The sequence below is a fragment of the Methylobacillus draconifructus genome (assembly GCF_045984385.1).
Taxonomy (GTDB): Bacteria; Pseudomonadota; Gammaproteobacteria; order Burkholderiales; family Methylophilaceae; genus Methylobacillus; species Methylobacillus flagellatus_A.
The window spans coordinates 131,570-156,033 of the sequence record NZ_JBJQIJ010000002.1; the positions used below are offsets into that span (position 1 = coordinate 131,570).

Genomic DNA, 24,464 nt, shown 5'->3' on the forward strand with positions numbered 1-24,464 from the left:
TCGCTGCAACGCTTGTCACTGGCCCAGCCAGTGGGCAAACGTCAGCAGCAGCAATAATCCGATCAGCAATACCAGCACACGCCAGACGAGGCCCACCGCGCTGCGCAGGTAGTCCGCATCGGCGGCATCGCCCAAGCCGATTTCAGGGCGGAACACCAGAATGCCGTTCATCGGCAACGGCTCGCCTATCCTCACGCCCAATGCGCCTGCGCCGCTCGCGAGGATCATGCCCATCGCCTTGTCCGACCAGGTCTCGGCCTGGGAACGCCAGCAATAGATCGCATCCTCGAAATCGCCCACAATCGCAAAACTGCCCGCGGTCACGAATGCAGGCGGCCAATTGAGCCAGCGGAACACCTTGCGCGCCCAGTCATTGAAGGGCGTCGCCTCATTCGGTTGCCACTCCATGGTAACGATATGGGATAACCGGTAGAACAACGCGCCAGCCGGGCCCAGGATGACAAACCAGAAAATCGGCGCAAACAGGCCGTAATGGGAGCGCGACAAGACCGTCTCCACGCTCACCTGCGCTACCTGGGTCAGCGTGAAGCTGTCGCTGTCGATTTTCTCCCACTGCCCCAGCAAGAGGCGGGCCTCGTCGATATTGCCGGTGCGCAATGCGGCAATGATCTCCTCTGCACGCGGGCCGAACTGGCTCAAGCGCAAGGTGAAGTAAAGCAGCGCCACGCCGAATACGATGCCGAGAATCGCGTTCACCTGCAGCAGCACGTAATAGACCGCGCCGACCAGCAGGCTGGGCAACAGCACGACCAGCGCCCAGGCCGTCATGCCCTGCAGGCGGTTGCCGCCGTTGAAGTTACGCTCGAGCAGCTGGACCAAGGGCGCGACGATCTCCTGCAACCAGTCCAGCTTGCGATGCGGCCGGTAGTAAGTCAGCGCCAGCGCGCCAATCAGTGCAATGAAGTTCAAGGCGATTCTCCCGCATTGCGTTCCGTATTCTGTTCCGCTTCCTCGACCGGCTCCAACGGCATTTCGACACTCAGCACGCTGTCATCCACAATCTCCACTGTGGGCAGGTTCAAAGTCGTATCCTTGGCTTTGACGAAATCCAGCACTTTGGAATACGTCTTGCCGTAAGCAAGCAAGGGATGTGCCTTGATGCTCGCGACAAACACCTTGCGCACAGGCACGGTATCCACCTGGATCGGTGCGGCCGGCTTGGCGTCGGCGTCAATGATGAACCCTGCGCGCGCATGCAGCTCCTTGTACGGCGTGGTGCGCGGATCGCTGAAGATCAGGGTGATTTCCGGGCCGGGCTTTATATTCTGCTCCACCAGTTCGTGCAGCACCTCTTCCTGCTTGCTGGAAAGCTTGGAATACGGCCCTTCGGCTTCCAGGTAGGCGTAACGGTAATTGCCGCGCTCGGCGATCTCGACATCGGCAGATGAAAACAAACCCCACCACCACAGCACCAGGGTCACAGGAATCAGGAATACCAGCAGGAAATAAGGTAATTGTTTTTTCACGGTCTTGACCACACCATCAGACAATTGTCCGCAACGCGCCTTGCGGGCCTGAACAACAGGCTGAGGCTACTGTTATTGTTACTGGCAAACGATACCACAGACACGGCTTGTCTTCATCATAACTTTCAATCCTCCGCAGGCAGGCCGGATTGCCTGCATGAGAGGCTGTTCACGATATTTTCGCCAGAGAGGCAAGCGACAAATCGCCGCCGGACAATGCTCATCAAATCCCAGTATAATGGCGGCTTTTGCGTTTAATGCCGCCAGAGCCACGATGAAAAACACCGCAACCCTACTTGTGACATGTCCCGACCGCAAGGGCATCGTCGCATCGATTGCCGATTTTCTCTATCGCCACGATGCCAACATCCTGCATGCGGATCAGCACCAGGATGCCGAGAACAGCCTGTTCCTGATGCGCGTCGAATTCGACCTGGACGGCGCAAAAGTCAACCTCGACAACTTCAACGAGCATTTTTCGCCGATTGCCGACCAGTTCAGTATGGATTGGGAACTCAAGGGCTCCCAGCGCCGCGCGCGCATGGCCATCATGGTCTCGCAATATGACCACTGCTTGGTCGACCTGCTGCACCGCCACCAGAGCGGCGAGCTGGATTGCGACATCCCGCTCATCATCAGCAACCATCGCGATACTGAGAACCTCGCCAAGTTCTACGGCATTCCTTTCTTCCATATCGAAGTCTCCAAGGAAAACAAGGCCGAGGCAGAAGCGCGGCAATTCGCCTTATTCGACGAATACCAGGTCGACCTCATCGTACTGGCGCGCTACATGCAGATTCTCTCGCCGGATTTCGTCAAGCGCTACCCGCATCGCGTGATCAACATCCACCATTCATTCCTTCCAGCATTCATCGGCGCCCGTCCCTACCACCGCGCTTTCGAGCGCGGGGTCAAGCTGATCGGCGCCACCAGCCACTATGTCACGGAAGTCCTGGACGAAGGCCCCATCATCGAGCAGGATATCGCCCGCATTTCCCACCGCGACCAGGTCGAAGACCTGATCCAGAAAGGCCGCGACCTTGAGCGCGTCGTATTATCCCGCGCCGTGCGCTGGCACATCGAAAACCGCATCCTGCTCTACGCGAACAAAACCGTGATCTTCGATTAAGCGGCCAAGCCGCCGAAAAGCCGACAACAGTGACGGAATGTCGACATTCCGCCGCTGGATTTTGATCGTCCGCCATCCCACCTCAACGCCGCCTTCAAGATATCCCCATAGTCCGATAGGACTAAAAACCCTATAAAAACAATGACATTTATCTAGTACATCATTAGACTAGCCCGCGGCTCATCACATTGGCGCAATAAATGCTCTGTGATGAGTTGCTGCCAGTCGCGTGAGCCAACGGAAGCTCGGTGCGATTCACAATGATTGACATTCAAGCAATGGGTTTTGAGCTAGATTGAAACAACAGGTAGGGAAAAATCCCGCCTGGTTATCTATAAAAATCACTAAGGGTTGAACGTGTTAAACAACCGCAAACACTTCATGTTTAAATGTACATGGCCTATGTTAGTGGTGACAGCAGCCTGGGCTGCCGAACCGCAAGGGGAAATCACCAACGCACCTGCCAGCGTATTGCAGACTGCATCAAGCGCCGCACATGCGGCGGTTGAGGCAGCCAATGCAGCTGCCGCAGCTGCGACGGCCGCAGCCAGCGCCGCTACCGCAGCGGCCAATGCCGCCAGCGAAGCGGTGAAGGCAACCGAGCAGGGCCTGAAACAGCCCCAGCTAGTGGTCGCGCCGACAACGCCCGAGCAGCTGGCCGCGCCTCCCGCAGCGCCAGCACTCGTTGGCAATGCAGCTCAACCACAGCAGGCAGCCCAAACCCGTGTCGCGCCGATTGGCCTGCAATCGCTCAACCTGGACCTGCCGACCCAAGCCCAGTCAGCGGCCGCAGTCGATGAGCTGCACTTGTCGCGCCTGTTCGGCATCAGCACCATTCCCGTGGCGGTTGCCAATGAAATCCACAATGAATACCTGAGCAGCGAATACGCGGAGCAAGTCCACTCCGCGCAATTGCCGGCTACGATCACCGACACCATGGATATCCGCGCGGCCACCGATGCCGCGGTGGACTTCAGCCGCGACGTGCATATCGCCGACGAACGCGTGAACCAGGCAGAAGCGCAATCCAAGCAGGCACGCGGCCTGCTGCTGCCCAATCTTTCCGTGCGCTACGGCAAGGGACGCGAGATATCGTCGCCCTCCTCCGCCATCGACGCACGCACCGGCTCTCGCATGGAGGAGTCGCACCATACCCGCACCGACCGCGTGATCACACTGCGCCAGCCGTTGATGGACCTGCCCAGCATCTATGACTGGAAGCGCCGCCAGGCCGTCATCAATTCGCGCGAGGAAAGCCGCCGCGGCAGCCAGGGCGATGCCTGGCTTTCCACCGTCAACGCCTACCTCGGCCTGACCACCAGCCGGTTGATCGCCGACCTGTCGCTGGGTTACGAGAACCAGCTCAACGAACTGTTCACCTACGTGGACAAGCGCGCCACCGCGGGCGCTTCCAGCGATGCCGACCGCGAACGCGTGCGTGCGCGCAGCCTGTCCGCCCGTTCGGCACGCACCCAGCAGGAAGCCGCCCACTCGGCCGCCAGCATTGAATTCCTGCGCCTGACCAACGTCGCGCCGCAAAACATCCGCCTGCCGGAACGCGAGGACATGGGCGTCATCCCGTCCACGGCTGCCGACGCCATCAAGATCGCGATGAACAACAGCCCCGACATCGCCTCGATACGCGAAGAGCTGCGCGCTTCCCAAATCGACCAGAACGTCGCACGCTCGCGTTATGCCCCGCGCCTGGACCTGGAGCTTTCCAGGTGGACCACCGATAACGCCGGTGGCCCCGTAGGCGAACAGGACGACAAGCGCTTCATGGTGGTATTGAACTGGAACCTGCTCAACGGCGGCAGCGATTACTACATGACCAAGGAAAAGCTCTCGCGCATCGAGGAGGTGCGCTACCGCCTCGACGACCTGCAGCGCCGTATCAGCCAGGCCATGATCTCGCAATACGCCATCCTCGAATCTTCCCGCGAGCAACTGGTGGCGGGCTATCGCGAACTGAACGCCATCACGTCGGCCGCCAACGCCATGTCGGAGAAAATGTTCGCGGGCAACCAATCCCTGCTGGACCTGCTGGATGTTTACGACCGCCAGTACCAGGCGCGTACCCGCCTGGTGACGCTGCATGCGCAGGAAATTGACGCCCTGTCGCAAATCAACCGCCTGCTCGGCCAATCGCAGCCCATGACCGTGGTCGCCGCCAGCAAGACGCCTGGCTTCGGCCCGGCCAGCAATAGCACGGACGATGCCGTGACAATGCCGCTGAACCCGCAGGAAGAAGGCACGGCCACGCCGCTGCCCAAGGAATAGGTGAGAGAACGCCATGCAGCTTGATAACGAACAGGAAGACTCAGGCATTTTCTGGCCCGGCTACGTCGATGCAGTCAGCAACCTGGTGCTGAACCTGCTGTTTGTCGTGGTGATCCTCACCATTGCCGTGTTCATCTTCGCCATGGAACTGGGACGCCGCCATATTAGCGCAGAAACGCCAGTAGCTCCTCCGACCGAGGAACAGCAGTTGGTCTCTCAGCTAACGCCTTCCGATATGGAGGCAGTGGAATCCACTTCGCATCAATCCGATGACGATGCCGCCCGTCTGCGATTGCAGGTCGATGCATTGCAAAAGCAACTCGCTGCGCTCAAAGGCAAGGACGATGAGGCACGCCGCCTCAAGCAGGAGCTGGCCGCATTGCAACATGAAAAATCTGCCGGCCGCGACAGCCCGCGCCGCGTGGTTTCCGCCACCATCCGCGCCGAAGAGCCCGACATGACCATTACCGGTTCCCAGGGCGGCCTGATCGTCGACTTCGTCGATGATGCCATCACCATCTCCACCAACGAGGCCGATGAATTGCGCGGCCCATTGCAAGCCATCGTGGAGAGCGGCGGCGCGACCCTGGAAGTCAGCGTGCCCCCGGGCTTCACTGAAGCGCGGCGCCTTGCGTTCTATCGCGCAATGGCGGTACGCAACCTGTTGATCGAAATGAAGCTGCCCGCAGACCGGATCCGCGTTTCCATCGTAGATGGCAACGCCAGGTCGGACAGCTCGCTGGTATCGGTCGTACCGGCTGGCAATAAGCCTTAAGCAGGTCGCTGAACGGCATGAGCTGGCTACGCAAACAATGGACTGCCATGACGCCTTCCCGGGCCTTCGTCCTGGTCAGTGTCCTCGCAGTCGTGGCGCTGGTCGCCTGGGCAGCCCTGGCGCGGGTTGACCTGATTGTGCGCACGGTGGGCCGCGTAGTGCCGGCAGGCAAGGCGCAGATCGTGCAGCACCTCGAAGGCGGGATTGTCAGGACCATCCTGGTGCAGGAAGGCGAAGTCGTCAAGGCAGGCCAGCCGTTGATCGAGCTTTCCGACATCAAGGCACGCTCCGACCTCGGCCAGGAGCGCACCAAGCGCGACGCCCTGCGAGGCCGCGAGGCGCGGTTGCTGGCAGAAGCACGCGGCAAGAACAGCATCGAATTCCCTGCCGACCTGCATGACGCAGAAGTGAAGCAAGTGGAAGCCGCGGCGCTGCAGGCGCGGGTTTCCAGCGTGAATGAAGAATCCCGCGTGTTGCGCGACCAAAGCGCCCAGCGCCGCGGTGAGATTGCCGAGATCGAGACCCGGCGCAGGAACCTGGTTTCGGAGATAGAGCTGGCGCGCCAGCAGCACAGGCTGATCGAAGGCCTGAACAAGAACGGCGCAGCTTCGAAGATGGAGTTGCTGGATGCGGAAAGCCGCTTGCAACGCATGGAGTCGCAACTGCGCGAAGCAGAAGCGGCGTTGCCCCGCCTGAAGGCGGCGCAAGCGGAAATCGAGTCCAAGATAGGCGAACTTTGGGCGCGCTTCCGTGCGGATGCCACGGCCCAATTGACGGATGTGCGGGCAGAACTGCAAAGATCCACGCTGGAATTCGAGACCAATGTGGACCGCCTGGACCGCAACATCGTACGCGCGCCGATGGCGGGGTTCGTCAACCGCATGATGTTGTCGACGGTGGGGGGCGTGATCCGGCCGGGCGAGCCGCTGCTGGAGATCACCCCGGAAGACGAGCACATCGTGGTGGAAACACGCTCCAGGCCGGACGACCGCGCCAACCTGCGCAACGGCTTGCCGGCGCGGGTGCGCATCGGCGCATTCGACTATGCCACTTACGGCGCCTTGCCCGGCAAGGTCACCGAAGTGAGCGCGGACACGCTGTTCGACGAGCGTGAAGGGTATTACTACCGGGTGAGGGTAGATGTAGGGAGCATCAGCGAAATCAAGCTGGCGAAATCCGCCGGCCCGATCTCGCCGGGGATGTCAGTGACGGCGGATATTGTCGTGGGGAAGCGCACCGTGCTTTCCTACCTGCTGTCGCCGATGATGCGTTTTGGGGATCGCGTATTCCGCGATCCGAGATAAAGATTATTTGTTAAAGGTAAGTTCCACATGCTGAAGCGACTAAGAATTTATTACTTTTACGCGGCTTTGCCATTTGTGCTGCTTTTGCTGGGGGCTGCCGTCTATCATGAGGCCATCCTCAAGACGCTGGTCGAGAACCCTCATCCGCAGATCAATTACGCCATCTTCTTTATCACCATCCTTGGAGGCATCCTGATCCTGTTCAATGTGCGCCGCCTGCTAAAGGAAGCAAACAAGCTGGAGGACTATACCAACGCCGTGCAATCCGGCGAGAGCCCAGCCCAACTGCAGGATAGGGCACAGGCTTACGATGGCGACATCGCATACGTGCTGCGCATGATGGCCACCTCCAGCGGCCGCGGCATCGCCCACCAGGAACAGGTCGCCATCGATGCCGAACTCAACAGTGCCGGCCGCCGCCTGACCAACCGCAACGCCCTGCCGCAGTTCCTCACCAGCCTGCTGGTCGGCCTCGGCCTGCTGGGTACGTTCATCGGCTTGCTGGCGACCCTGGATGACATTGCGGTGCTGATTTCCAGCTTCGCCACCATCAACGTCGGCGTGGACAGCCCGGTCGAAGTCTTCCGCGACATGGTATCGCGCATGCGCGCCCCGATGCGTTCCATGGGCATCGCCTTCTCGGCCTCCCTGTTCGGCCTGCTCGGTTCCATCGTGTTGGGATTCATGATGGTGGCAGTGCGCCGCTGTACCCAGGAAGTCCTCTCCATCCTCGGCTCCGAAGTGGCCCAGCACATCGAACAAGCGATTGCACGCCTTGCCAACAATGGCCAAAGTGGCAATGTCGCCACCACGACAGACGGCGAAACAGTGGTCATCGAGTCCGGGACTGCCGGCGGCGCTGGCTATCTTGCCAACATGGACCCTGCGGAGCTCAAGTTCCGCCGCGAAGTGGCCACCGAGGAAATCCGCGTGCTACGCCGCATCGAGGAACGCCTGAGTGAATCCTCACGCCTACAGGATCGCGCCTTGCAGGCCGAGCTGGACAACTTCAACAAGCAACGCAGCGAGATGATGCGCGCCATGGCGGACCACAACGAATCCGTCTCGCAATTCCGCGGCGAACTGCAACGCGTGGGTCGTCAGCTCGGCACCATCTTGAGCATGATGGAGCGCGGCAACGCCGATATGCTCTCCCAGCTCAACGACCACTTCTCCGAATTGATCCAGACTACCGCACGGCAGGGAACCGATCTCTCTCGCATGAGCGACATGATGACGCGTATGACGGACGACTCGATGGAGCTGCGCACCAACATCACCAACATGATGGACAGATTCTCGCCCGCCGAACAACGCGCCGTGCTGGCGAGCCTGCTGGAAGAGGCAGGCAAGCAACGCCGTTGATGACGACGGCCCGGCCTTAAGTTTTGAGTGTCCCGGCAATAGCCGGGCAGCAAATTAAAGAAGGAGCACTACCATGGCAATTACCCAACCCGCAGTCACTGAACAGCGTAACGGCCCGAGCACCAAGCAGAACCACGTGACCAACGTCACGCGGGTACATGCGGATGCAGACGGCATCATCCGCCTGACGGAAAGCCATGGTGCGCTCAAATCGGTAGACGTTGCCGACGTCGACCTGGTGCTGGGCTTTGCCGATGGCAGCTACATCATCATTCCCAACGGCGCGCTCGACGCCCTGGAGACCGACGCCCCCAAGGTCGAGTTCGACGGCGACAAATTCAACACCAGCCTGACCGAGCTGTTCCAGCAGGTCGGCACCGTCGATGCCGCCGATGCCGGCAACCTGCGCATCATCAGCGAGAACATCGATACCCGCTTGACCGAGCTGCAGCCTGACGAGATCGACTACACCTCGCTGTTCATGGCTCTGAACAACCATACATCGGCTCCTACAGCACCTGCTGCCCCATTGCCGCAAGCACCTACCTTGCCTCAAGCCGCGCAAGTACAACGCGGCAGTATCAATGGGCGTGGTAATAACAGCGGCGAATTCATGGATGCGATTATTCCGCCGAGAGTGGATCAGCCATCTACTTATCGCTTGGGGAATCGGGTTGAATCGTCAGAAACATTAGAAAAATTACAAAATATTGGATTTCCAGTCATTGATGGCAAGTTATATGTAAGTGCTGATTTCAAAACTGGCGCATCATTGCGCAGTGACTTGCCAACTGGTGCACGTGACCCGAATGATGCAACTCACACAGCTAATGCGGGAGAAGCTGCCGCACAAGCTTACCGGGAAATTATTACTGGCAGTTCATCAGGCAATGATGTCATCAATACAAGTGCTCAATTTTCCGGCAATGAATGGAGTAAGAATCTCTTCATTTCAACAAATGGATTTAATACCGTTGATTCTTTTGTCATCATTCCTACCAATCTGCCGGCGGGAGTAACATTAAGCCTAAGCACTGGCAATCCTGGTTCGATTGTACAAGATGGCTCTGGATGGAAAATTTCTGCTGATGCATTAGTGCAGCAAGCAGATGGCTCATACGGTGTCAGCTTAGAAATTACCTATCCGTTGACTGCAGATGGTATAGATGTCACGGATCAGGATTTCACCCTACAAGCGGTTATCCATGGCTCAACAGGCCCATTAAGCTTCCAAGTAGCGAAAGACTTCTATTTCACATATCGAGATGCCACAACTGAAGCACAATTTGCTGCAGTTGATGCTAAAGGGAATGCATTATTTGTGCTACCTGCACGCGGCCTTGGCTATGACATTAATGCTGGCGATGGAAATAACCAAGTCACTGCTGGTGCAGGCAATGACTCTATTGTTTCTGGCAATGGAAATAGCACATTAAATGGTGGTGCAGGTAACGACACTATCGTGGCTGGCGATGGGGATAACGTCATAAATGGTGGTACAGGCAATGATCTCATTATTGTAGGCACAGGCAACAATACGATTGACGGTGGTGAAAATACAGCTACAGGTGCAACAAAAGATTCTGACACTATTAGCTACGTTAACGTAAGTCAATCTGTGTTCGTTGATTTACGCGCTGGTAAAACATGGTGGGATGGATTAAATGGGAGCAATACCAAGGATACGTTAAGCAATCTTGAGAACATTGTTGGCTCAGGGGGCGATGACCATTTAATTGGTAATCAAAATGCCAACTATATTTTAGGGGGCAATGGCGATGATACGATTGAAGGTATTGCTAACACTGGAGCTGCTGGTGACACGCTGGATGGTGGCAGTGGAAATAACAACACACTGAGTTATCTTAACGCCACAGATACTGTGACTGTAACGCTAGGAAATGGTGATGCAAAAGGCTCTGGCAAAATTGGTGCATCTCAGATAGATGACCTATATCACTTTACCCATATCATCGGTTCTGCTACAGCGACCAATAATATTACCGGTAACGACGCGAATAACCTTATCCAAGGCGGTGCCGCTAATGACACGCTGAATGGAGGTGCTGGCGACGATACGTTATATGGTGGCGATGGCGATGACAAGTTAATTGGCGGCACAGGTACCAATCAACTTCATGGGGGTTCAGGCAATAATACAGCCAGCTATGAAGGTATCACCATCAATGTCACAGCCACCTTAAATGATGATGGCACTGGTACCGGAAGTGCTGGTACAGTCGGCCCCAATAACATCTATGTTAGAGACACCTATTCCGACATTAACAACTTAATTGGTGGATCAGGCAATGATAGATTGAGAGGCAACATTCACGACAATCTCATTGAAGGTGGAGCTGGAAATGACACTCTGCTAGGTGGCGGTGGACGAGACACTCTAGATGGTGGTGCTGGAACCAACACAGTAAGCTACGAATACTCATCAGGGGTACCTACCACTACTAATGATTTCAGCTTAATTAACTTGAGCAACGTAAATCGCACTGTCACTGTTGGTGGTAACTCTTATACCATTGCAGCACAATCAACCAATATTAAGGACTACGCAAACTCCGACTTTAATAGCCAAGATACATTGCGCAATATACAAAATGTCATCGGGACTAGCGGTAACGATATTATTATTGGAAGTAGCGGTAGTAATCGCATTGAGGCTGGCGCTGGCAATGATTGGATTGATGCTCGGCAAGGAAAGGACACTGTGCTCGCTGGCTCTGGTAACGACACAATTCTAGGCTCAGTGGATGCATCCGGTGGTACAGCATTCAACAACCGATTCACCAGCATTGATGGTGGTAGCGATACTGATACACTGATTCTTAGTGGCTTTAACGGCTCAGGATATGCACTCTCCACATTAAGTAGCCTAGTTAAAAATATCGACATCCTAAACATCCAGGGGGATAGCACTGCAATTTCCACGACCCTCACCGTTGACTCATCAAGCATAAAAAGTATTGTCACAGGAAATGCAAATGCCTCCGGCAATACCATATTGAGGCTAGAACATGGCAGCGAAGATAATCTGAACTTTGCATTGAACACTGGAGAATATGTCCGTTTAGGTACAGCTTCAACTGACCCAATGGTCACCAACTTCAGCAATCTCTCAGACGGTGTCTATACTATCTACAATAGTGCAAATGTAGCTATAGCACAGGTTACTTGGCACACTGTGTAATGACAGTACCAAGCACACAACGCCCACTTAATTCACTTTGGCAGTTGCTTAAATCGCAATGGCTTGAAGTCAGCCTCTCCAGCCTATTGATCAACAGCGGCCAGATCCTGCTGCCGCTGTTTTCTATGCTGGTGTACGACAAGATCGTCAGCAATGGCGTGTTCGAGACCTTATGGGCACTGGTGATCGGCATGCTGATCTTCATCGCGCTGGACGTGGGCATGCGCGTGACCCGAAACTGGACGGTGGAGCGGGTGGCGGCGGATATGGCGCGCAAGACCGATGAAGGGCTGTGGCACAAGCTGCTCGCTGACCGTGACATGCCGGCAGGCGGCGTGGCGACTTTCCTAGCGCACTATCGTGACCTCACCAATGCGCTGAATTTCGTTTCCTCCACTTACCTGCTCGCCATTGCCGACCTGCCGTTTTACCTGCTCTACATGCTGGTGATTGGCTTCATCGCCTGGCCCATCATGATCCTGGTTGGTGTGCTCACCCTGTTCTACGCTGGCATCGGCTATCTGGTACAGCGCCAGACGCTACGCCTCAATCGTGATGCCGAGAAAACCTCCACCCAGCGCATGGCTTATATCGGCGAGATATTGCAGGGCATGGAGGTCGTGCGCACCATTCCAGGCGTCACCGGCCTCTTGCAAGGCTGGCGCACGCAATCCGATAAAGTAAGTGAACTGGAAGCCGCACGCAGGCTTTCTGCCAGCCATAGCAACACCCTCTCAGCAGGCATGATGACCTTCACCACGGTAGCCGTGCTCACCCTAGGCGCCTACCTGATCGAGGCACGCATGTTGTCTGTGGGCGGCCTCATTGCCTGCTCACTGCTGGCAGCGCGTGCCATGATGTTGGTAACCTCGCTATATCTGGTACTCGGCAAATGGGAAGACTTTGCCCGCTCTGCCAAACGGATGGATGACCTGCTGGAATCCGGCAAGGCTGCGCACGGCGTCAGCCAAGACATTGCACAATCCGCGCCGCATGCCTCCTTCAAGGTGAACAAGCCAGAAGCTAAGGGTGACATCACCCTATTGCGTCTGACCAAGCGTTATCCTGATCGCCCTGCTGCACTGGATAACGTCAGCCTCAACATTATCGCGGGCGAAAAAATCGGCCTGCTGGGCCGTCCAGGTGCAGGCAAGAGCACGCTACTCAAGCTGATAGCAGGATTAAGTATTGCCGATGAAGGTGAAATATTAATTGATGGCTATGAGCTGCATGCCATTGCCCCTGAAGACCGTGCACGCTGGATGGCTTACAAGCCACAGGAGCCTGTGCTGTTTGCAGGCACGTTGGAAGCCAATTTATTGCTGGCTGGTAGCAAACCGCAGAGCGAACGCCTGCAACGCGCATTGTGGGCCTCTGGCTTAGAGGATGAACTCAAGCAAGGCAGGCTTACGCTCACCATGGCCATTGCTGACCGCGGTAGTAACCTCTCCGGCGGCCAACGTCAGAAAGTAGCCTTGGCAAGAGCCTTTGCCCAACAAAGCAACATCCTGCTACTGGACGAACCTAGCCTAGGCCTAGACCCCGAAGGCGAACAACTCTTGGCCCAGCGCCTGCCGCAAGTGATCGGCAATGGCAACCTGGTCATGATCAGCCATAGCGCCGCCATGATGACGGCAGTACAACGCATCATTGCCATGGATAGCGGCAAGATTGCCGCTGATGGGCCAAAGGAAAAGCTCCTGAGGCCTGCCTAAAGATCCTCATGCAAAAGACAATAAAAAAGCCAGCAAATTGCTGGCTTTTTTATTTTAGGGAAACCTCCCAGGTTACTTCTGCAACGCTCTCTGGATTTTCTGATCAGTCTTGTATTCGCTCAACGCATATACGGACCAGATCGCAGCAGGCAGCCAACCGATAATAGTAATTTGCAGGATGAGGCAGATGATGCCTGCAATCGGGCGACCTATGGTAAAGAACTGCAACCAGGGTAGGAAAATGGCAAGTATCAGGCGCATTTCAATCTCCTTTTATCTTTTTTGACTTGTCGCAACAGTTTAGCCGAGAATCTTTTCCAGGGCGAACAGTTGCTCTATGGTTTCACGCTGACGGATCAGGTGCACCTGGTCTCCATCCACCATAATTTCAGCCGCTCTTGGGCGCGTGTTGTAGTTTGAGCTCATGCTCATGCCGTAAGCGCCAGCAGACAGAACTGCCAGTAGGTCACCTTGCTGCAATGCCAGTGTACGGTCATGTCCGAGGAAGTCACCGCTCTCACACACCGGGCCGACAATTTCATATACCTGAGCCTTAGATTGATCAACTGCTGGGGTAATAGCAGCGATCTCATGATACGCGTCATACAGCGCTGGACGCATGAGATCGTTCATCGCTGCATCGACAATCGCAAAATTCTTGGCTTCGGTATGCTTCAGATATTCAACCCTGGTGATCAAGGCTCCAGCATTACCGACCAATGCACGCCCTGGCTCAAACACCAACTTGACCTGACGATCACCTAGCTTCTCAAGCATAGCCGCTGCGTATACGGCGAAATCTGGCGGGGTTTCATCTGCATAACAGATACCAATGCCACCACCGAGATCAATATGCTCGATATGAATGCCTTCTGCCTCAAGCTGATCCACCAGCACCAGTACGCGATCAAACGCATCAAGGAAAGGAGATAGTTCCGTCAATTGCGAGCCAATGTGGCAATCCACCCCATGCACAGCGATGTGCGGCAAACCAGATGCGCGCTTATAAAGGCTAAATGCATCTTCGTAAGCCACGCCAAACTTGTTGTTCTTGAGCCCGGTGGAGATGTAGGGGTGCGTCTTGGCGTCCACGTTCGGGTTGACGCGCAATGAAACCGGCGCCGTCTTACCCAAGCGGCCAGCAACGTCATTGAGCCGGTCCAGCTCGCTGGCGGATTCCACATTGAAGCAGAAAATCCCCGCATCCAATGCGGCCTGCATTTCCACTTCGTTTTTCCCTACGCCGGAGAACACCACCTTCGCAGGGTCTCCGCCTGCGGCCAGCACCCGCGCCAGTTCGCCGCCGGAGACAATGTCAAAGCCGGCGCCCAGGCGGGCGAACAGGTTGAGCACCGCCAGGCTGGGGTTGGACTTCACCGCGAAGCAGACAAGGTGGTCCGTGCCTGCAAACCCCGCCGCAAAACGGGTATAGGCGTTTTCCAGGGCGGCGCGGGAATAGACGTAGCTCGGCGTGCCGAACTCTTCGGCAACACGGGTCAACGGCACGTTTTCGGCATGCAGGATGCCATTCTTCAACTGAAATGGATTCACGGACAACTCATCGGGAAGGTTGTTGTTGCGGCTGCGGTTCCTGCGGGTACTGTTTTTCCGGGATATAAAGGTCGCCCTTGGTGCCGCATGCGGCCAAGGCCAGGCTTGCAATCAGGATCAGGAAGCAGAAGCGCATATTGTTTGGATGCAAAGAGATTATTTTAACACAAGGCTATCGCGGCTTCGGCAATGCCGTCAGGGCACTTCCGCGTAGCGCATGCGCGATTCGATGATGCCCGCCTTGCGGATCAGGCCGCGCGCTTCACGATGCTTGTCGTAATAGCGCGGATTCGGGATCATCGCCGCCAGCTTGGCGGCCTGGGCGGCGCTCAGGCTGGCGGCGCTGGTCTTGTAGTAATGCCGCGCGGCAGCCTCGGCGCCGAACACGCCATTACCCCACTCGATCACATTGAGGTAAATCTCGAAAATCCTGCGCTTGCTCATCATGCGCTCCAGCATCCAGGTGATCGCGGCCTCTTCCAGCTTGCGCCAGGGCGTGCGCCCGGTGGAAAGGAACAGGTTCTTGGCAAGCTGCTGGCTGATGGTGGAGCCGCCCGCGACGATCTTGCCTTTTTGCCAGTTCTTTTCATATGCCTTCTGGATGCCGTCCCAATCGAATCCCTCATGGCCGACGAACTTGGCGTCCTCGGACGCAATCACCGCACGCTTGAGGTTGCGGGAAATCTTCTGGTACTCCACCCACTGATGCTTGAGCGTCGCGTCGGGGTTGTCTTGTCGCAACGTCGCCAAACTGGTGCGCATGAAAGCGCTGCTTGAGGGGTTATGCTCCACCCACCAGAGGATATGCATGAATATCCAAAGCTGGTACAGCACCACCAGCACCAGGGCCAGCAGCAACCCGCGCCACAACAACCGCTTGATCATGATGTCCGCAATGCGGCAATCACGGATGCAGTGTCCGGCCGTATTTGACGCCAGACATAAAAAGCTTCTGCCGCCTGCTCCACCAGCATGCCCAGCCCATCGGCAATTTTCTGCACGCCTTCTTCACGCGCATACTGCATGAAAGGCGTTTCGCGCCCATACATCATGTCGTAGGCCAAGGCATCGGCGGCAAACAATCCAGAAGGCAACGGCAGCCGCTCGTTGCTCAAGCCGCTCGAGGTGGCGTTGATCACAACGTCGAACACCTTGCCAGCCAAGGCATCGAAACTGCATGCTTCCAGCACAGCATCAACAGGACTGGCACGCCCTGCCATCGCCTCGGCCTTTTCCACGCTGCGGTTGGCAATGCACAGCAATGCCGGAGATGTATGCAGCAATGGCCCCAATACGCCTTCAGCGGCGCCTCCTGCTCCCAGCAGCAGCACGCGCTTGCCTGTCAGGGAAAACTCCAGGTTTTGCAGGATGTCGCGCACCAGGCCGATTCCATCCGTATTGTCACCATGGATGCCGCCATCCTTGAAGCTCAGCGTATTCACCGCGCCGGCATCACGCGCTCGTTCGCTTAATTCGGTTGCCAATGAATAGGCCTCGAACTTGAAAGGCACGGTGACATTGGCCCCGCCATATCCTTGTACCTGCAAGCCAGCCACAGTGGCAGCAAACCCATCCAAGGGCGCCTGCACCTTGCCGTATTCGATCTGCTGTCCCGTCTGCTGCGCGAATGCGGCATGAATCAAGGGCGACTTACTATGCTCCACCGGGTGGCCGATCACGGCATAACGATCCATGCAAATCCTCAGGCGTTGGTCCAGGGCAGGCCGGCAGCCTTCCAGCCGTTGATACTGCCGCGCTGCTTGGTGTCCGGCGTGGACTCGCCTTCAAAACCTTCGAGCACGTTGTAGGCCTCGGCATATCCGGCCTGGGCGGCCAAGACGGCTGCATTGTGGGAACGCCCGCCGGTACGGCAGAGGAACATCACCAACGCCTCGTGATCGACCTGCTTGTCCAATTGGGACAGGAAATCCGGATTAGCCACCATTCCAGGATAAAACGCCCATTCGATGTGCGTCGCATTGGGCACGCGGCCCACCAGTTCAAGCTCCGCTTTGGTGCGCACATCCACCAGCTTGGCCGACGGGGCCAGCTCCAGGACCTTCTGCGCCTCCCGCGGCGTCAATGCTCCGGCATAGGGAAGCCCGTGCTGCTCGGCACGCTGCTTTGCATTCAGCAAAATGGCATTCAATGTTTCCATTGCTCTCTCCTTTACCCTCTCAGAAATGCGGAGTATAGCGTTAAATTTTGCCACAATCTTCTATGCACATTAATGGTGCACAAAACCGAGTGAACGCAATATTTTGGTGCACACATAGCGTTTCTCTTTTATAACCTTATGTGTGAAAATGGGAATTTGCGCGAATTCAATGGCACAGTTCCTGCTTCACCTTAGTGTCAAGCATAGTGCTTAATTAACTTCTTAATCCAAAAAGAGCTAGGAGAATCAAATGGCGGTGGCCGACGTATTAAAGCTTGTGAAGGAAAACGACATCAAGTTTGTCGATTTTCGCTTTACTGACACCAAGGGCAAGGAACAGCACGTGACCGTGCCGATTTCCGCATTCGACGAAGACAAGTTTACTGAAGGCCACGCTTTCGACGGGTCTTCCATTGCAGGCTGGAAGGGCATCCAGGCATCCGACATGCTCCTGATCCCCGATCCGGAGACTGCCAACATCGACCCTTTCATGGACGAGCCCACCCTGTTCCTCACCTGTGACGTCGTGGACCCTACCGACGGCAAGGGTTATGACCGCTGCCCGCGCAGCATCGCCAAGCGCGCTGAAGCTTATCTGAAGTCCAGCGGCATCGGTGATGCGGCCTTCTTCGGCCCAGAGCCGGAATTCTTCATTTTCGACTCCATCAACTGGTCCGTGGACATGAGCGGCAGCTCCGTGAAGATCAACTCCGAAGAGGCCGCATGGGCTTCCAACGAGAAGTTCGAAGGCGGCAACACCGGCCACCGTCCAGGCGTCAAGGGCGGCTACTTCCCTGTGCCTCCAATCGACTCCCTGCACGATATCCGCTCCGCCATGGTAGTAGCCCTGGAAGAGCTGGGCGTGCCTGTCGAAGTTCACCACCATGAAGTGGCGACCGCCGGCCAATGTGAGATCGGCACCAAGTTCAGCACCCTGGTTCAACGCGCCGACTGGACCCAGATCCTCAAGTACGTCGTATTGAACACGGCACATGCATATGGCAAGACAGCCACCTTCATGCCCAAGCCTATCTTCGGCGACAACGGTTCCGGCATGCACGTACACCAATCCGTATGGAAAGACGGCAAGAACCTGTTTGCAGGCAACGGTTATGCCGGCCTGAGCGAATTCGCGCTCTACTATATCGGCGGCATCATCAAGCACGCGCGCGCGCTGAACGCCATCACCAACCCAGGCACCAACTCCTACAAGCGCCTGGTTCCTGGCTTCGAAGCCCCCGTGAAGCTGGCTTACTCCGCGAAGAACCGCTCCGCGTCCATCCGCGTTCCTTTCGTTCAATCCGACAAGGCGCGCCGTATCGAGGCACGCTTCCCTGACCCAACCGCCAACCCATACCTGGCATTCAGCGCATTGCTGATGGCCGGCCTGGACGGCGTACAGAACAAGATCCACCCCGGCGAGCCTGCCACCAAGGATCTCTACCACTTGCCGCCAGAAGAAGATGCAGCGATCCCAACTGTCGCCTCTTCCCTGGAGCAAGCGCTGGAAGCCCTGGACAAGGATCGCGAGTTCCTGACCCGCGGCGGCGTGTTCTCCGACGACTGGATCAATGCCTACATCGACCTGAAGATGGAAGAAGTGACCAAGCTGCGCCAGACTCCGCACCCGGTCGAGTTCAGCTTGTACTACAGCGTTTAATCAGCGCATTGCATAAAAAAAGCGGGGAAACCCGCTTTTTTTATGCCTGGAATCCGCCTCGGCGGCAATTGCCTGCACCAGACTTCTGCTCTACACTGAATCTCATGAAAAGAATTCGCCTGTCCCTTTTTACTTGGCTTGCATATGCATTCACCTGTGGCAGCGCCCATGCCGAAATCTATAAAAGCGTCGACGAGAACGGCCATGTCACTTACTCCAACGTCCCCAGCAAAGGAGCGATCAAGCTGGAGATAGACCCACCGCCCCCAGCTGCGACACCAGCCCCCAAATCCAAACCCCAGGCTACGCCCAGCAACTTCCCGCGCGTCGACAGCCAGACGCAGAAAAAGCGTGACGATCAACGCAAGAAAATCCTGCTTGAGGAACTGGAAGCAGAAAAAGCGGCTCTGGAAGAAGCCAAGAAAGCCTATGCCGAAGGCGAGTCCAAGCCTGAGGTATACCGTGGCGCCAACGGAAAAACCTATCGCAACGTCGCAAAATTTGAGGAAAAAATGCAGCGATTGCAGGCCGACGTCGATGCACACGAGCGCAATGTGCAGCTTCTGCAAAAAGAGCTGGAAGCTTTTAAATAAAAGGCTTCTGCTCTGCTGAAGTAACTGGCCTGGCTTTTGCTTAAGAGAAGCCATGGAACATAAAATCCCCCCCTCATTCGCAGGATTGGAACATCTATCCACTGCGGTCATCCTGCTCGATAAGCAACGTCGCGTCGTATATGCCAATCCCGGTGCCGAGGTATTATTTGCCATCAGCGCCAAGCAGATCGCAGGCTTGCCCGTCTCACAGGTATTTCCCGGCTGCGACATCCTCGACTCCGCCATGGAACATGCGATCAAGCACCACAGCCCGTTCCGCGAGCACGAGTTCCCGATCACCACGCTGCGTCAGCAATCTTTCGCCGTCACCTGTACCGTGACGCCGGTGGAACTGGCTCCCGCCTGCCTGGTCCTGGAATTCCAGCATATGGATCAACAGCTGCGCATTGCGCGCGAAGAGCGCATGCTCATCCAGCAACAAGCCAATGCCGAGCTATTGCGCAACCTGGCCCATGAAATCCGCAATCCGCTAGGCGGGCTGCGCGGCGCGGCGCAATTGCTGGAACATGAATTGCCGCAAGTCGGCCTGCGCGAATACACCCAGGTCATCATCAAGGAAGCCGACCGGCTGCAATTGCTGATGGACAGGCTGCTGGTACCGCACCGCGTACCGAAATACGAGCCTACCAATATCCACGAGGTGCTGGAGCGCGTGCGCAGCCTGCTGCTGGCTGAGTCGCCCCGCGGCATACACATCCGCAGGGATTACGACACCAGCCTGCCCGAGTTGATCGGGGATCGCGAGAAACTCATCCAGGCCGTATTGAACATTGCCCGTAATGCGGTGCAGGCCATGCAGAACAACCCTGGAGCAGAAACGCCGGAGATCATTCTGCGCACCCGTGCCGCCCGCCAAGTCACCTTGGCAAAGAAACGCTACCGGGTCGCCATCAAGCTGCAGATCATCGATAACGGCCCCGGCATCCCGCCTGATATCCGTGAGCGTATTTTCTACCCACTGGTGTCAGGCCACGATGGCGGCACCGGGCTCGGCCTGACCCTGGCCCAGACCTTCATTACCCAGCACCACGGCATGATCGAGTGTGAGAGCGAGCCAGGCCACACCAGCTTCACCATATTGCTGCCCATTGAAAGCACGGCGATGAAGTCTTACATTGCAAGACAATAACGCGTGCACAAGAACAATTACTTCTAATAAAAGACAGACTACACAGGTAACCATCATGAAACCAATCTGGATCATAGACGACGACAAATCCATACGCTGGGTATTTGAAAAGGCCCTGGCACGCACCGATATGGATTTCAAGACCTTCGCATCCGTACCGGAAGCCTTGAACGCCCTCAACAGGGAAGAACCGCAAGTCATTGTCAGCGACATCCGCATGCCTAACGGCTCCGGCCTGGATTTCCTCCACGAAGTGAAGCAAAAACACCCGGACATTCCCGTCATCATCATGACGGCTTACTCCGACCTTGAAAGCGCGGTTGCCGCCTTCCAAGGCGGCGCTTTCGAATACCTTGCCAAGCCTTTCGACGTGGACCAGGCCATCGAAATCATCCGCCGCGCCGTCGATGAGAGCATGCGCCAGGCCACTGAAGTGGTCATTCAAGAAGAGACGCCGGAAATCATCGGCCAGGCGCCTGCCATGCAGGAAGTCTTTCGCGCCATCGGCCGCCTGAGCCGCTCGCATTCCACCGTATTGATCAACGGCGAATCCGGCACCGGCAAGGAATTGGTGGCAAGCGCGCTGCACCGCCACAGCCCTCGTTTCGACAAGCCATTCATCGCCATCAATACCGCAGCCATTCCCAAGGATCTGCTTGAGTCCGAATTGTTCGGCCATGAACGTGGCGCATTTACCGGAGCGCAAGCCGCAAGGCGCGGACGCTTCGAGCAAGCCGACGGCGGCACCTTGTTCCTTGACGAAATCGGCGACATGCCTTCCGACCTGCAGACGCGCTTGCTGCGCGTGCTATGCGACGGCCAGTTCTACCGCGTAGGCGGCCACCAGCCAGTCAAGGTCAATGTGCGCATCATTGCCGCGACACACCAAGACTTGGAAGAAAGGGTCAAGCTCGGGCTGTTCCGCGAGGATTTGTTCCACCGCCTCAACGTCATCCGCCTGCGCCTGCCGCCGCTGCGCGAACGCCGCGAAGACATCCCGTTGCTGGTCAAGCATTTTCTGCAACATAGCGCCCGCGAGCTGGGCGTCGAAGCCAAGCAGCCATCCACCGCGGCCCTGCGTTATCTCGGCACGCTGAGCTGGAGCGGCAACGTGCGCCAACTGGAGAACGTCTGCCACTGGCTCACCGTCATGGCGCCGGGCCAGAACATCGACATCGCCGACCTGCCGCCTGAACTCAAGGAAGATGCCGCCAAACCCGCCAGCGCCACCTCTTGGCAGAATGCCCTCGCATCCGAGGTCACGGATGCCCTCAACCGCGGCGAACACGATATCCTCGATAGCCGTACCCAGCAATTCGAGCGCATCCTGATCACCAAGGCACTACAACATACCGGAGGACGCCGTATCGAAGCCGCTACACAACTGGGGATGGGCCGCAATACGCTGACACGCAAGATTCAGGAACTGGGGATAGACGAATAAAATCAAAATGTAGAATATATTTGATATAAAGTTCAAGCTATGTAAAATATCATTCATGATCAATATCTTGGAAATAGGGTCCAGCATCAGGCACCGTCGCATTAAAAGCGGGTTAAGCCAAGCCGAACTTGCGGCTCGCTCCGGCGTATCGCGGGCAACCATTAATGCGCTTGAGAAAGGCACTATCAAAGAAATAGGCGTCAATCGGCTTTCAGCGATTATTCGCACTGCAAATGCGCTCCAACCCAAGACAAAGGGAATGAGCCTGCAAGCATCAAAAAGAAAATCTGAAAAACTGGGTTTATCCTTCCCCTACGATTGGAGCAATCCCAGTCTGCCAGATGAATTATTGATTGATCGTGTGTTGGAAAGAGGCATTTATGAAGATATTGCCCGTATAACCGCAGCGTACGGAATACAGGCAATATCAGCCAGGGCAAAAACCGTCATCAGCAATATCCCTCATGCTGCAGCCAATATCAACCGTATGCTTGAGAATTTGCAGGCAGCCTTGAGCCATGCTTAATTTGGAGTTTGCACCTCCTAGAACTGCTGAAGTCTTTCAAGCATTGGCCAGACAACCACTGATGTCCGGCTTCAACCTAATCGGCGGCACGGCGCTATCCTTGCAAATCGGTCACCGCCTAAGTGAAGACCTAGATTTCTGGCTCCCAGCAGAACAGATGTCGAGCACACGCATTGATGCCATCGTCGAAGATTTAAAAAACAATGGTCATCATATCCAGTTAGCTACACCGGCCTGGAGAATTACCCAAGCCAGAATCAACAATCAAGACCTTCTCTCACTATCCCGGGATTACTCTATCAATGGAGTCAAGGTTACCTTTTTTGCAAGAAATGATGTTCCCTATCAGCATTTTGCAACATTAGGCCGTCATCAAACCCCGGATACAAATTTCCAGATCATGGATATCAACGCCATTTTTGGAATGAAGGCATGGCTCATTTCAAAACGCATACGCTCCAGAGACCTTTACGACTTAATGATACTGTTACGGGATTACGGCAAAACAGTAAGAGATATCTTTGATGCAGGACTTGCAGCAGATGCTTCCTACAGTATAGAGTTTGCCAAAGATGTTCTATTGGGTGCAGCGCCGATTGATGCAGATGACGAGGGATTCAATTCCATTCAACTTGATATCAAAATGGAAGAGATTTATGCATTCATGCTCCACTGCGTTAATCAATACGAAATTGATATAGCCAAGGAAATCTTCAGATCAGCACCAGAAATATAAACTCTTTCAATGCAAGCCTTGGACACCCCCTCCAGCAACCCCTTCCACATCTTTCGCGCAATAAAAAACGGCACCCGAAGGTGCCGTTTTTACGATTGCTTTCTAAGCTAAATCTTGCGATTTAAATCCTAGAAGAACAGGATCGCGCCCAAGCTGATAGTCTTGGCCTTGCCATCCAGACCACCTGCAACGTTGTTTTCCAACTTCTGGTTAGCATATTCTGCAACCAGGTTCAGGCTCTTGGTCAGAGGGTGATAAGCACCAACGATCCAAGACTTGTTTTCACGATCAAAGGTATCATCACGAGCTTCAGACTTGCTGATACCGTAGGACAGACCCAGCTTAGTACCAACGCCAGGCAACTTGTATGTACCTTGTACATAACCACCCTTGTCATCAGTCTTTTGACCGCTCAGGAACTGCAGACCACCAAGTTGACCGCCAGTCTGAATATCCAGACCCTTGCCATCATAGTAGTAACCAACCAAGCCGAAGTCAGCAATATTAATCTTACCGCCGATATCGTAACCACGGGATGTATAGTTATCCACGACAATAGCAGCGCCAGTTCCATCTACAGATGCACCGCCTTCATGCTTCTGAGTAATGTAACCAGCCCAAATCTTACCGGATACATCACCAGTCCACTCGTAGCTTACCTTACCGTCAAAGCCCAATTTGGAATCTTCTGCAGCTATAGAATTCAGGTTGTTACGCAAGCCTTCACGAGCAGCTACAGCGAAGCTGAAACCGTTCCAGTTAGGGGATGCGTATTGGATTTGACCGATCCAGTCAGCATAAACATAACCGGAACCGATACGGCCCAGTGTGGAGTTACCAGGACCACCTGCACCAACACCAACGCCCAACAGAGTCATGTCGGAGAGAATAGCATCGGAACCGAACAGACCGAGGTCACGACCGGCCTTGATAGTACCCCAGGAAGCATCACCGAAAGTCAAGTAAGCTTGACGAACGTTGATGGAGTTACCATCACCTGCACGACTTTGTGTAATTGGGCCGTTAGGGCTAGCAGAACCGGTAGTACCGAAACCACTTTCGCTGTTAGCGCCAACGAAGAATGTGAACTGGAATGCAATGTCCAGGTCGTTCTGACGAGTCTTACCACCAATACCCAAGGCGGATGGCAACAGACCTGTAGAAACCTGATTTGCCTTACCAATACCATCAAAAGCGTCGCCGGAGAAACGAGTGTTAGTGTAGTAAGTATTGACGTTACCACCGATATCGATGGTCCAGTCGCCTGCTGGGATGATGATACCTGCGTTTGCAGCGGAAGCGCCAAACGCCATTACAGCGCCGGCAACTGCCAAGCCTAGTTTCTTGTTCATGTATATCTCCTAATGCGTTTTAGTTAGCTCCCGTGCG

Annotated in this window: 22 protein-coding genes; 13 read left to right on the forward strand and 9 right to left on the reverse strand. The window is 55.6% G+C overall.

Annotated elements, in window-relative coordinates; translation table 11 throughout:
* Nucleotides 1-15: 15 nt before the first annotated feature.
* Entirely contained in the window at nt 16-930 is a 915-nt protein-coding gene (locus ACKF11_RS04490) for a CobD/CbiB family protein (protein WP_407996117.1), read from the reverse strand.
* Nucleotides 927-1,487: a GyrI-like domain-containing protein gene (locus ACKF11_RS04495; RefSeq protein WP_407993239.1), complete on the reverse strand. Its 561-nt coding sequence runs from the start codon at nt 1,485-1,487 to the stop codon at nt 927-929. The genes ACKF11_RS04490 and ACKF11_RS04495 overlap by 4 nt, the downstream gene beginning before the upstream one ends.
* 274 nt (nt 1,488-1,761) lie before the next feature.
* Here ACKF11_RS04495 and purU point away from each other — a divergent pair, with 274 nt between their 5' ends.
* From purU to ACKF11_RS04530, 7 genes are all read left to right on the forward strand, one after another.
* Nucleotides 1,762-2,616: a formyltetrahydrofolate deformylase gene (purU, locus tag ACKF11_RS04500; protein ID WP_407996118.1), complete on the forward strand. Its 855-nt coding sequence runs from the start codon at nt 1,762-1,764 to the stop codon at nt 2,614-2,616.
* Between the two features lie 402 nt (nt 2,617-3,018).
* Nucleotides 3,019-4,896: a TolC family protein gene (locus ACKF11_RS04505; RefSeq protein ID WP_407996119.1), complete on the forward strand. Its 1,878-nt coding sequence runs from the start codon at nt 3,019-3,021 to the stop codon at nt 4,894-4,896.
* A gap of 13 nt (nt 4,897-4,909) precedes the next feature.
* Nucleotides 4,910-5,671: a hypothetical protein gene (locus tag ACKF11_RS04510; RefSeq protein WP_407996120.1), complete on the forward strand. Its 762-nt coding sequence runs from the start codon at nt 4,910-4,912 to the stop codon at nt 5,669-5,671.
* 17 nt (nt 5,672-5,688) lie between these two features.
* The gene (locus ACKF11_RS04515) at nt 5,689-6,975 is read left to right on the forward strand and encodes an HlyD family type I secretion periplasmic adaptor subunit (RefSeq protein WP_407996121.1); all 1,287 of its coding nucleotides are present in this window, start codon (nt 5,689-5,691) and stop codon (nt 6,973-6,975) included.
* A 27-nt stretch (nt 6,976-7,002) separates the two neighbouring features.
* Nucleotides 7,003-8,340, forward strand: coding sequence for a hypothetical protein (locus ACKF11_RS04520; RefSeq protein ID WP_407996122.1), 1,338 nt, complete (start codon nt 7,003-7,005; stop codon nt 8,338-8,340).
* Between the two features lie 73 nt (nt 8,341-8,413).
* Nucleotides 8,414-11,542, forward strand: a complete 3,129-nt coding sequence (locus tag ACKF11_RS04525; RefSeq protein WP_407996123.1) for a beta strand repeat-containing protein — start codon at nt 8,414-8,416, stop codon at nt 11,540-11,542.
* Complete coding sequence (locus ACKF11_RS04530) at nt 11,542-13,257, forward strand: peptidase domain-containing ABC transporter (RefSeq protein WP_407996124.1); 1,716 nt, start codon at nt 11,542-11,544, stop codon at nt 13,255-13,257. Before ACKF11_RS04525 ends, ACKF11_RS04530 begins: the two co-directional genes overlap by 1 nt.
* A gap of 72 nt (nt 13,258-13,329) precedes the next feature.
* Here the strand turns inward: ACKF11_RS04530 and ACKF11_RS04535 are convergent, their stop codons facing one another.
* The 6 genes from ACKF11_RS04535 to ACKF11_RS04560 are packed head-to-tail and all read right to left on the reverse strand — an operon-like array spanning nt 13,330 to nt 16,966.
* The gene (locus ACKF11_RS04535) at nt 13,330-13,518 is read right to left on the reverse strand and encodes a YqaE/Pmp3 family membrane protein (protein ID WP_230348638.1); all 189 of its coding nucleotides are present in this window, start codon (nt 13,516-13,518) and stop codon (nt 13,330-13,332) included.
* A gap of 39 nt (nt 13,519-13,557) precedes the next feature.
* Nucleotides 13,558-14,808 (reverse strand): diaminopimelate decarboxylase, encoded by a 1,251-nt coding sequence (gene lysA / locus ACKF11_RS04540; protein WP_407996125.1) that lies wholly within the window; start codon nt 14,806-14,808, stop codon nt 13,558-13,560.
* Between the two features lie 7 nt (nt 14,809-14,815).
* Nucleotides 14,816-14,944: an LPS translocon maturation chaperone LptM gene (gene lptM / locus ACKF11_RS04545; RefSeq protein WP_407993248.1), complete on the reverse strand. Its 129-nt coding sequence runs from the start codon at nt 14,942-14,944 to the stop codon at nt 14,816-14,818.
* A 59-nt stretch (nt 14,945-15,003) separates the two neighbouring features.
* Complete coding sequence (gene mtgA, locus ACKF11_RS04550; protein WP_407996126.1) at nt 15,004-15,693, reverse strand: monofunctional biosynthetic peptidoglycan transglycosylase; 690 nt, start codon at nt 15,691-15,693, stop codon at nt 15,004-15,006.
* Complete coding sequence (gene aroE, locus ACKF11_RS04555) at nt 15,690-16,502, reverse strand: shikimate dehydrogenase (protein ID WP_407996127.1); 813 nt, start codon at nt 16,500-16,502, stop codon at nt 15,690-15,692. Before aroE ends, mtgA begins: the two co-directional genes overlap by 4 nt.
* An 8-nt stretch (nt 16,503-16,510) precedes the next feature.
* Nucleotides 16,511-16,966, reverse strand: a complete 456-nt coding sequence (locus ACKF11_RS04560) for a rhodanese-like domain-containing protein (protein WP_407996128.1) — start codon at nt 16,964-16,966, stop codon at nt 16,511-16,513.
* Nucleotides 16,967-17,216: 250 nt separating this feature from the next.
* On the opposite strand from ACKF11_RS04560, the gene glnA reads away from it, so the two are divergent.
* The 6 genes from glnA to ACKF11_RS04590 all read left to right on the forward strand — a co-directional run bounded on the left by glnA (nt 17,217) and on the right by ACKF11_RS04590 (nt 23,075).
* Nucleotides 17,217-18,626 carry a type I glutamate--ammonia ligase gene (gene glnA / locus ACKF11_RS04565; protein WP_309565695.1) on the forward strand — a complete coding sequence of 470 codons (1,410 nt, stop codon included), beginning with the start codon at nt 17,217-17,219 and terminating at the stop codon, nt 18,624-18,626.
* 104 nt (nt 18,627-18,730) lie between these two features.
* Complete coding sequence (locus ACKF11_RS04570; RefSeq protein ID WP_407996129.1) at nt 18,731-19,219, forward strand: DUF4124 domain-containing protein; 489 nt, start codon at nt 18,731-18,733, stop codon at nt 19,217-19,219.
* Between the two features lie 52 nt (nt 19,220-19,271).
* On the forward strand, nt 19,272-20,369 hold the full coding sequence (gene glnL, locus ACKF11_RS04575) for a nitrogen regulation protein NR(II) (protein WP_309565697.1): 1,098 nt from the start codon (nt 19,272-19,274) through the stop codon (nt 20,367-20,369).
* Nucleotides 20,370-20,424: 55 nt separating this feature from the next.
* Nucleotides 20,425-21,813, forward strand: coding sequence for a nitrogen regulation protein NR(I) (gene ntrC / locus ACKF11_RS04580; protein ID WP_287110050.1), 1,389 nt, complete (start codon nt 20,425-20,427; stop codon nt 21,811-21,813).
* A 55-nt stretch (nt 21,814-21,868) separates the two neighbouring features.
* Nucleotides 21,869-22,339: a helix-turn-helix domain-containing protein gene (locus ACKF11_RS04585; protein ID WP_287110048.1), complete on the forward strand. Its 471-nt coding sequence runs from the start codon at nt 21,869-21,871 to the stop codon at nt 22,337-22,339.
* Nucleotides 22,332-23,075: a nucleotidyl transferase AbiEii/AbiGii toxin family protein gene (locus ACKF11_RS04590; RefSeq protein WP_407996130.1), complete on the forward strand. Its 744-nt coding sequence runs from the start codon at nt 22,332-22,334 to the stop codon at nt 23,073-23,075. Before ACKF11_RS04585 ends, ACKF11_RS04590 begins: the two co-directional genes overlap by 8 nt.
* A 128-nt stretch (nt 23,076-23,203) precedes the next feature.
* Here ACKF11_RS04590 and ACKF11_RS04595 read toward each other — a convergent pair whose 3' ends face one another.
* Complete coding sequence (locus ACKF11_RS04595) at nt 23,204-24,427, reverse strand: porin (RefSeq protein ID WP_407996131.1); 1,224 nt, start codon at nt 24,425-24,427, stop codon at nt 23,204-23,206.
* Nucleotides 24,428-24,464: the final 37 nt, after the last annotated feature.

What these genes read in the sequence shown, in the direction of transcription:
- ACKF11_RS04535 (WP_230348638.1), bottom strand. Translation starts at nt 13,518, where the DNA reads ATGCGCCTGATACTTGCCATTTTCCTACCCTGGTTGCAGTTCTTTACC.
- ACKF11_RS04505 (WP_407996119.1), top strand. Translation starts at nt 3,019, where the DNA reads ATGTTAGTGGTGACAGCAGCCTGGGCTGCCGAACCGCAAGGGGAAATC.
- ntrC (WP_287110050.1), top strand. Translation starts at nt 20,425, where the DNA reads ATGAAACCAATCTGGATCATAGACGACGACAAATCCATACGCTGGGTA.
- ACKF11_RS04515 (WP_407996121.1), top strand. Translation starts at nt 5,689, where the DNA reads ATGAGCTGGCTACGCAAACAATGGACTGCCATGACGCCTTCCCGGGCC.
- ACKF11_RS04595 (WP_407996131.1), bottom strand. Translation starts at nt 24,427, where the DNA reads ATGAACAAGAAACTAGGCTTGGCAGTTGCCGGCGCTGTAATGGCGTTT.
- glnL (WP_309565697.1), top strand. Translation starts at nt 19,272, where the DNA reads ATGGAACATAAAATCCCCCCCTCATTCGCAGGATTGGAACATCTATCC.
- aroE (WP_407996127.1), bottom strand. Translation starts at nt 16,502, where the DNA reads ATGGATCGTTATGCCGTGATCGGCCACCCGGTGGAGCATAGTAAGTCG.
- purU (WP_407996118.1), top strand. Translation starts at nt 1,762, where the DNA reads ATGAAAAACACCGCAACCCTACTTGTGACATGTCCCGACCGCAAGGGC.
- lptM (WP_407993248.1), bottom strand. Translation starts at nt 14,944, where the DNA reads ATGCGCTTCTGCTTCCTGATCCTGATTGCAAGCCTGGCCTTGGCCGCA.
- ACKF11_RS04520 (WP_407996122.1), top strand. Translation starts at nt 7,003, where the DNA reads ATGCTGAAGCGACTAAGAATTTATTACTTTTACGCGGCTTTGCCATTT.
- ACKF11_RS04570 (WP_407996129.1), top strand. Translation starts at nt 18,731, where the DNA reads ATGAAAAGAATTCGCCTGTCCCTTTTTACTTGGCTTGCATATGCATTC.
- ACKF11_RS04530 (WP_407996124.1), top strand. Translation starts at nt 11,542, where the DNA reads ATGACAGTACCAAGCACACAACGCCCACTTAATTCACTTTGGCAGTTG.
- ACKF11_RS04510 (WP_407996120.1), top strand. Translation starts at nt 4,910, where the DNA reads ATGCAGCTTGATAACGAACAGGAAGACTCAGGCATTTTCTGGCCCGGC.
- ACKF11_RS04525 (WP_407996123.1), top strand. Translation starts at nt 8,414, where the DNA reads ATGGCAATTACCCAACCCGCAGTCACTGAACAGCGTAACGGCCCGAGC.
- ACKF11_RS04560 (WP_407996128.1), bottom strand. Translation starts at nt 16,966, where the DNA reads ATGGAAACATTGAATGCCATTTTGCTGAATGCAAAGCAGCGTGCCGAG.
- ACKF11_RS04590 (WP_407996130.1), top strand. Translation starts at nt 22,332, where the DNA reads ATGCTTAATTTGGAGTTTGCACCTCCTAGAACTGCTGAAGTCTTTCAA.
- glnA (WP_309565695.1), top strand. Translation starts at nt 17,217, where the DNA reads ATGGCGGTGGCCGACGTATTAAAGCTTGTGAAGGAAAACGACATCAAG.
- mtgA (WP_407996126.1), bottom strand. Translation starts at nt 15,693, where the DNA reads ATGATCAAGCGGTTGTTGTGGCGCGGGTTGCTGCTGGCCCTGGTGCTG.
- ACKF11_RS04585 (WP_287110048.1), top strand. Translation starts at nt 21,869, where the DNA reads ATGATCAATATCTTGGAAATAGGGTCCAGCATCAGGCACCGTCGCATT.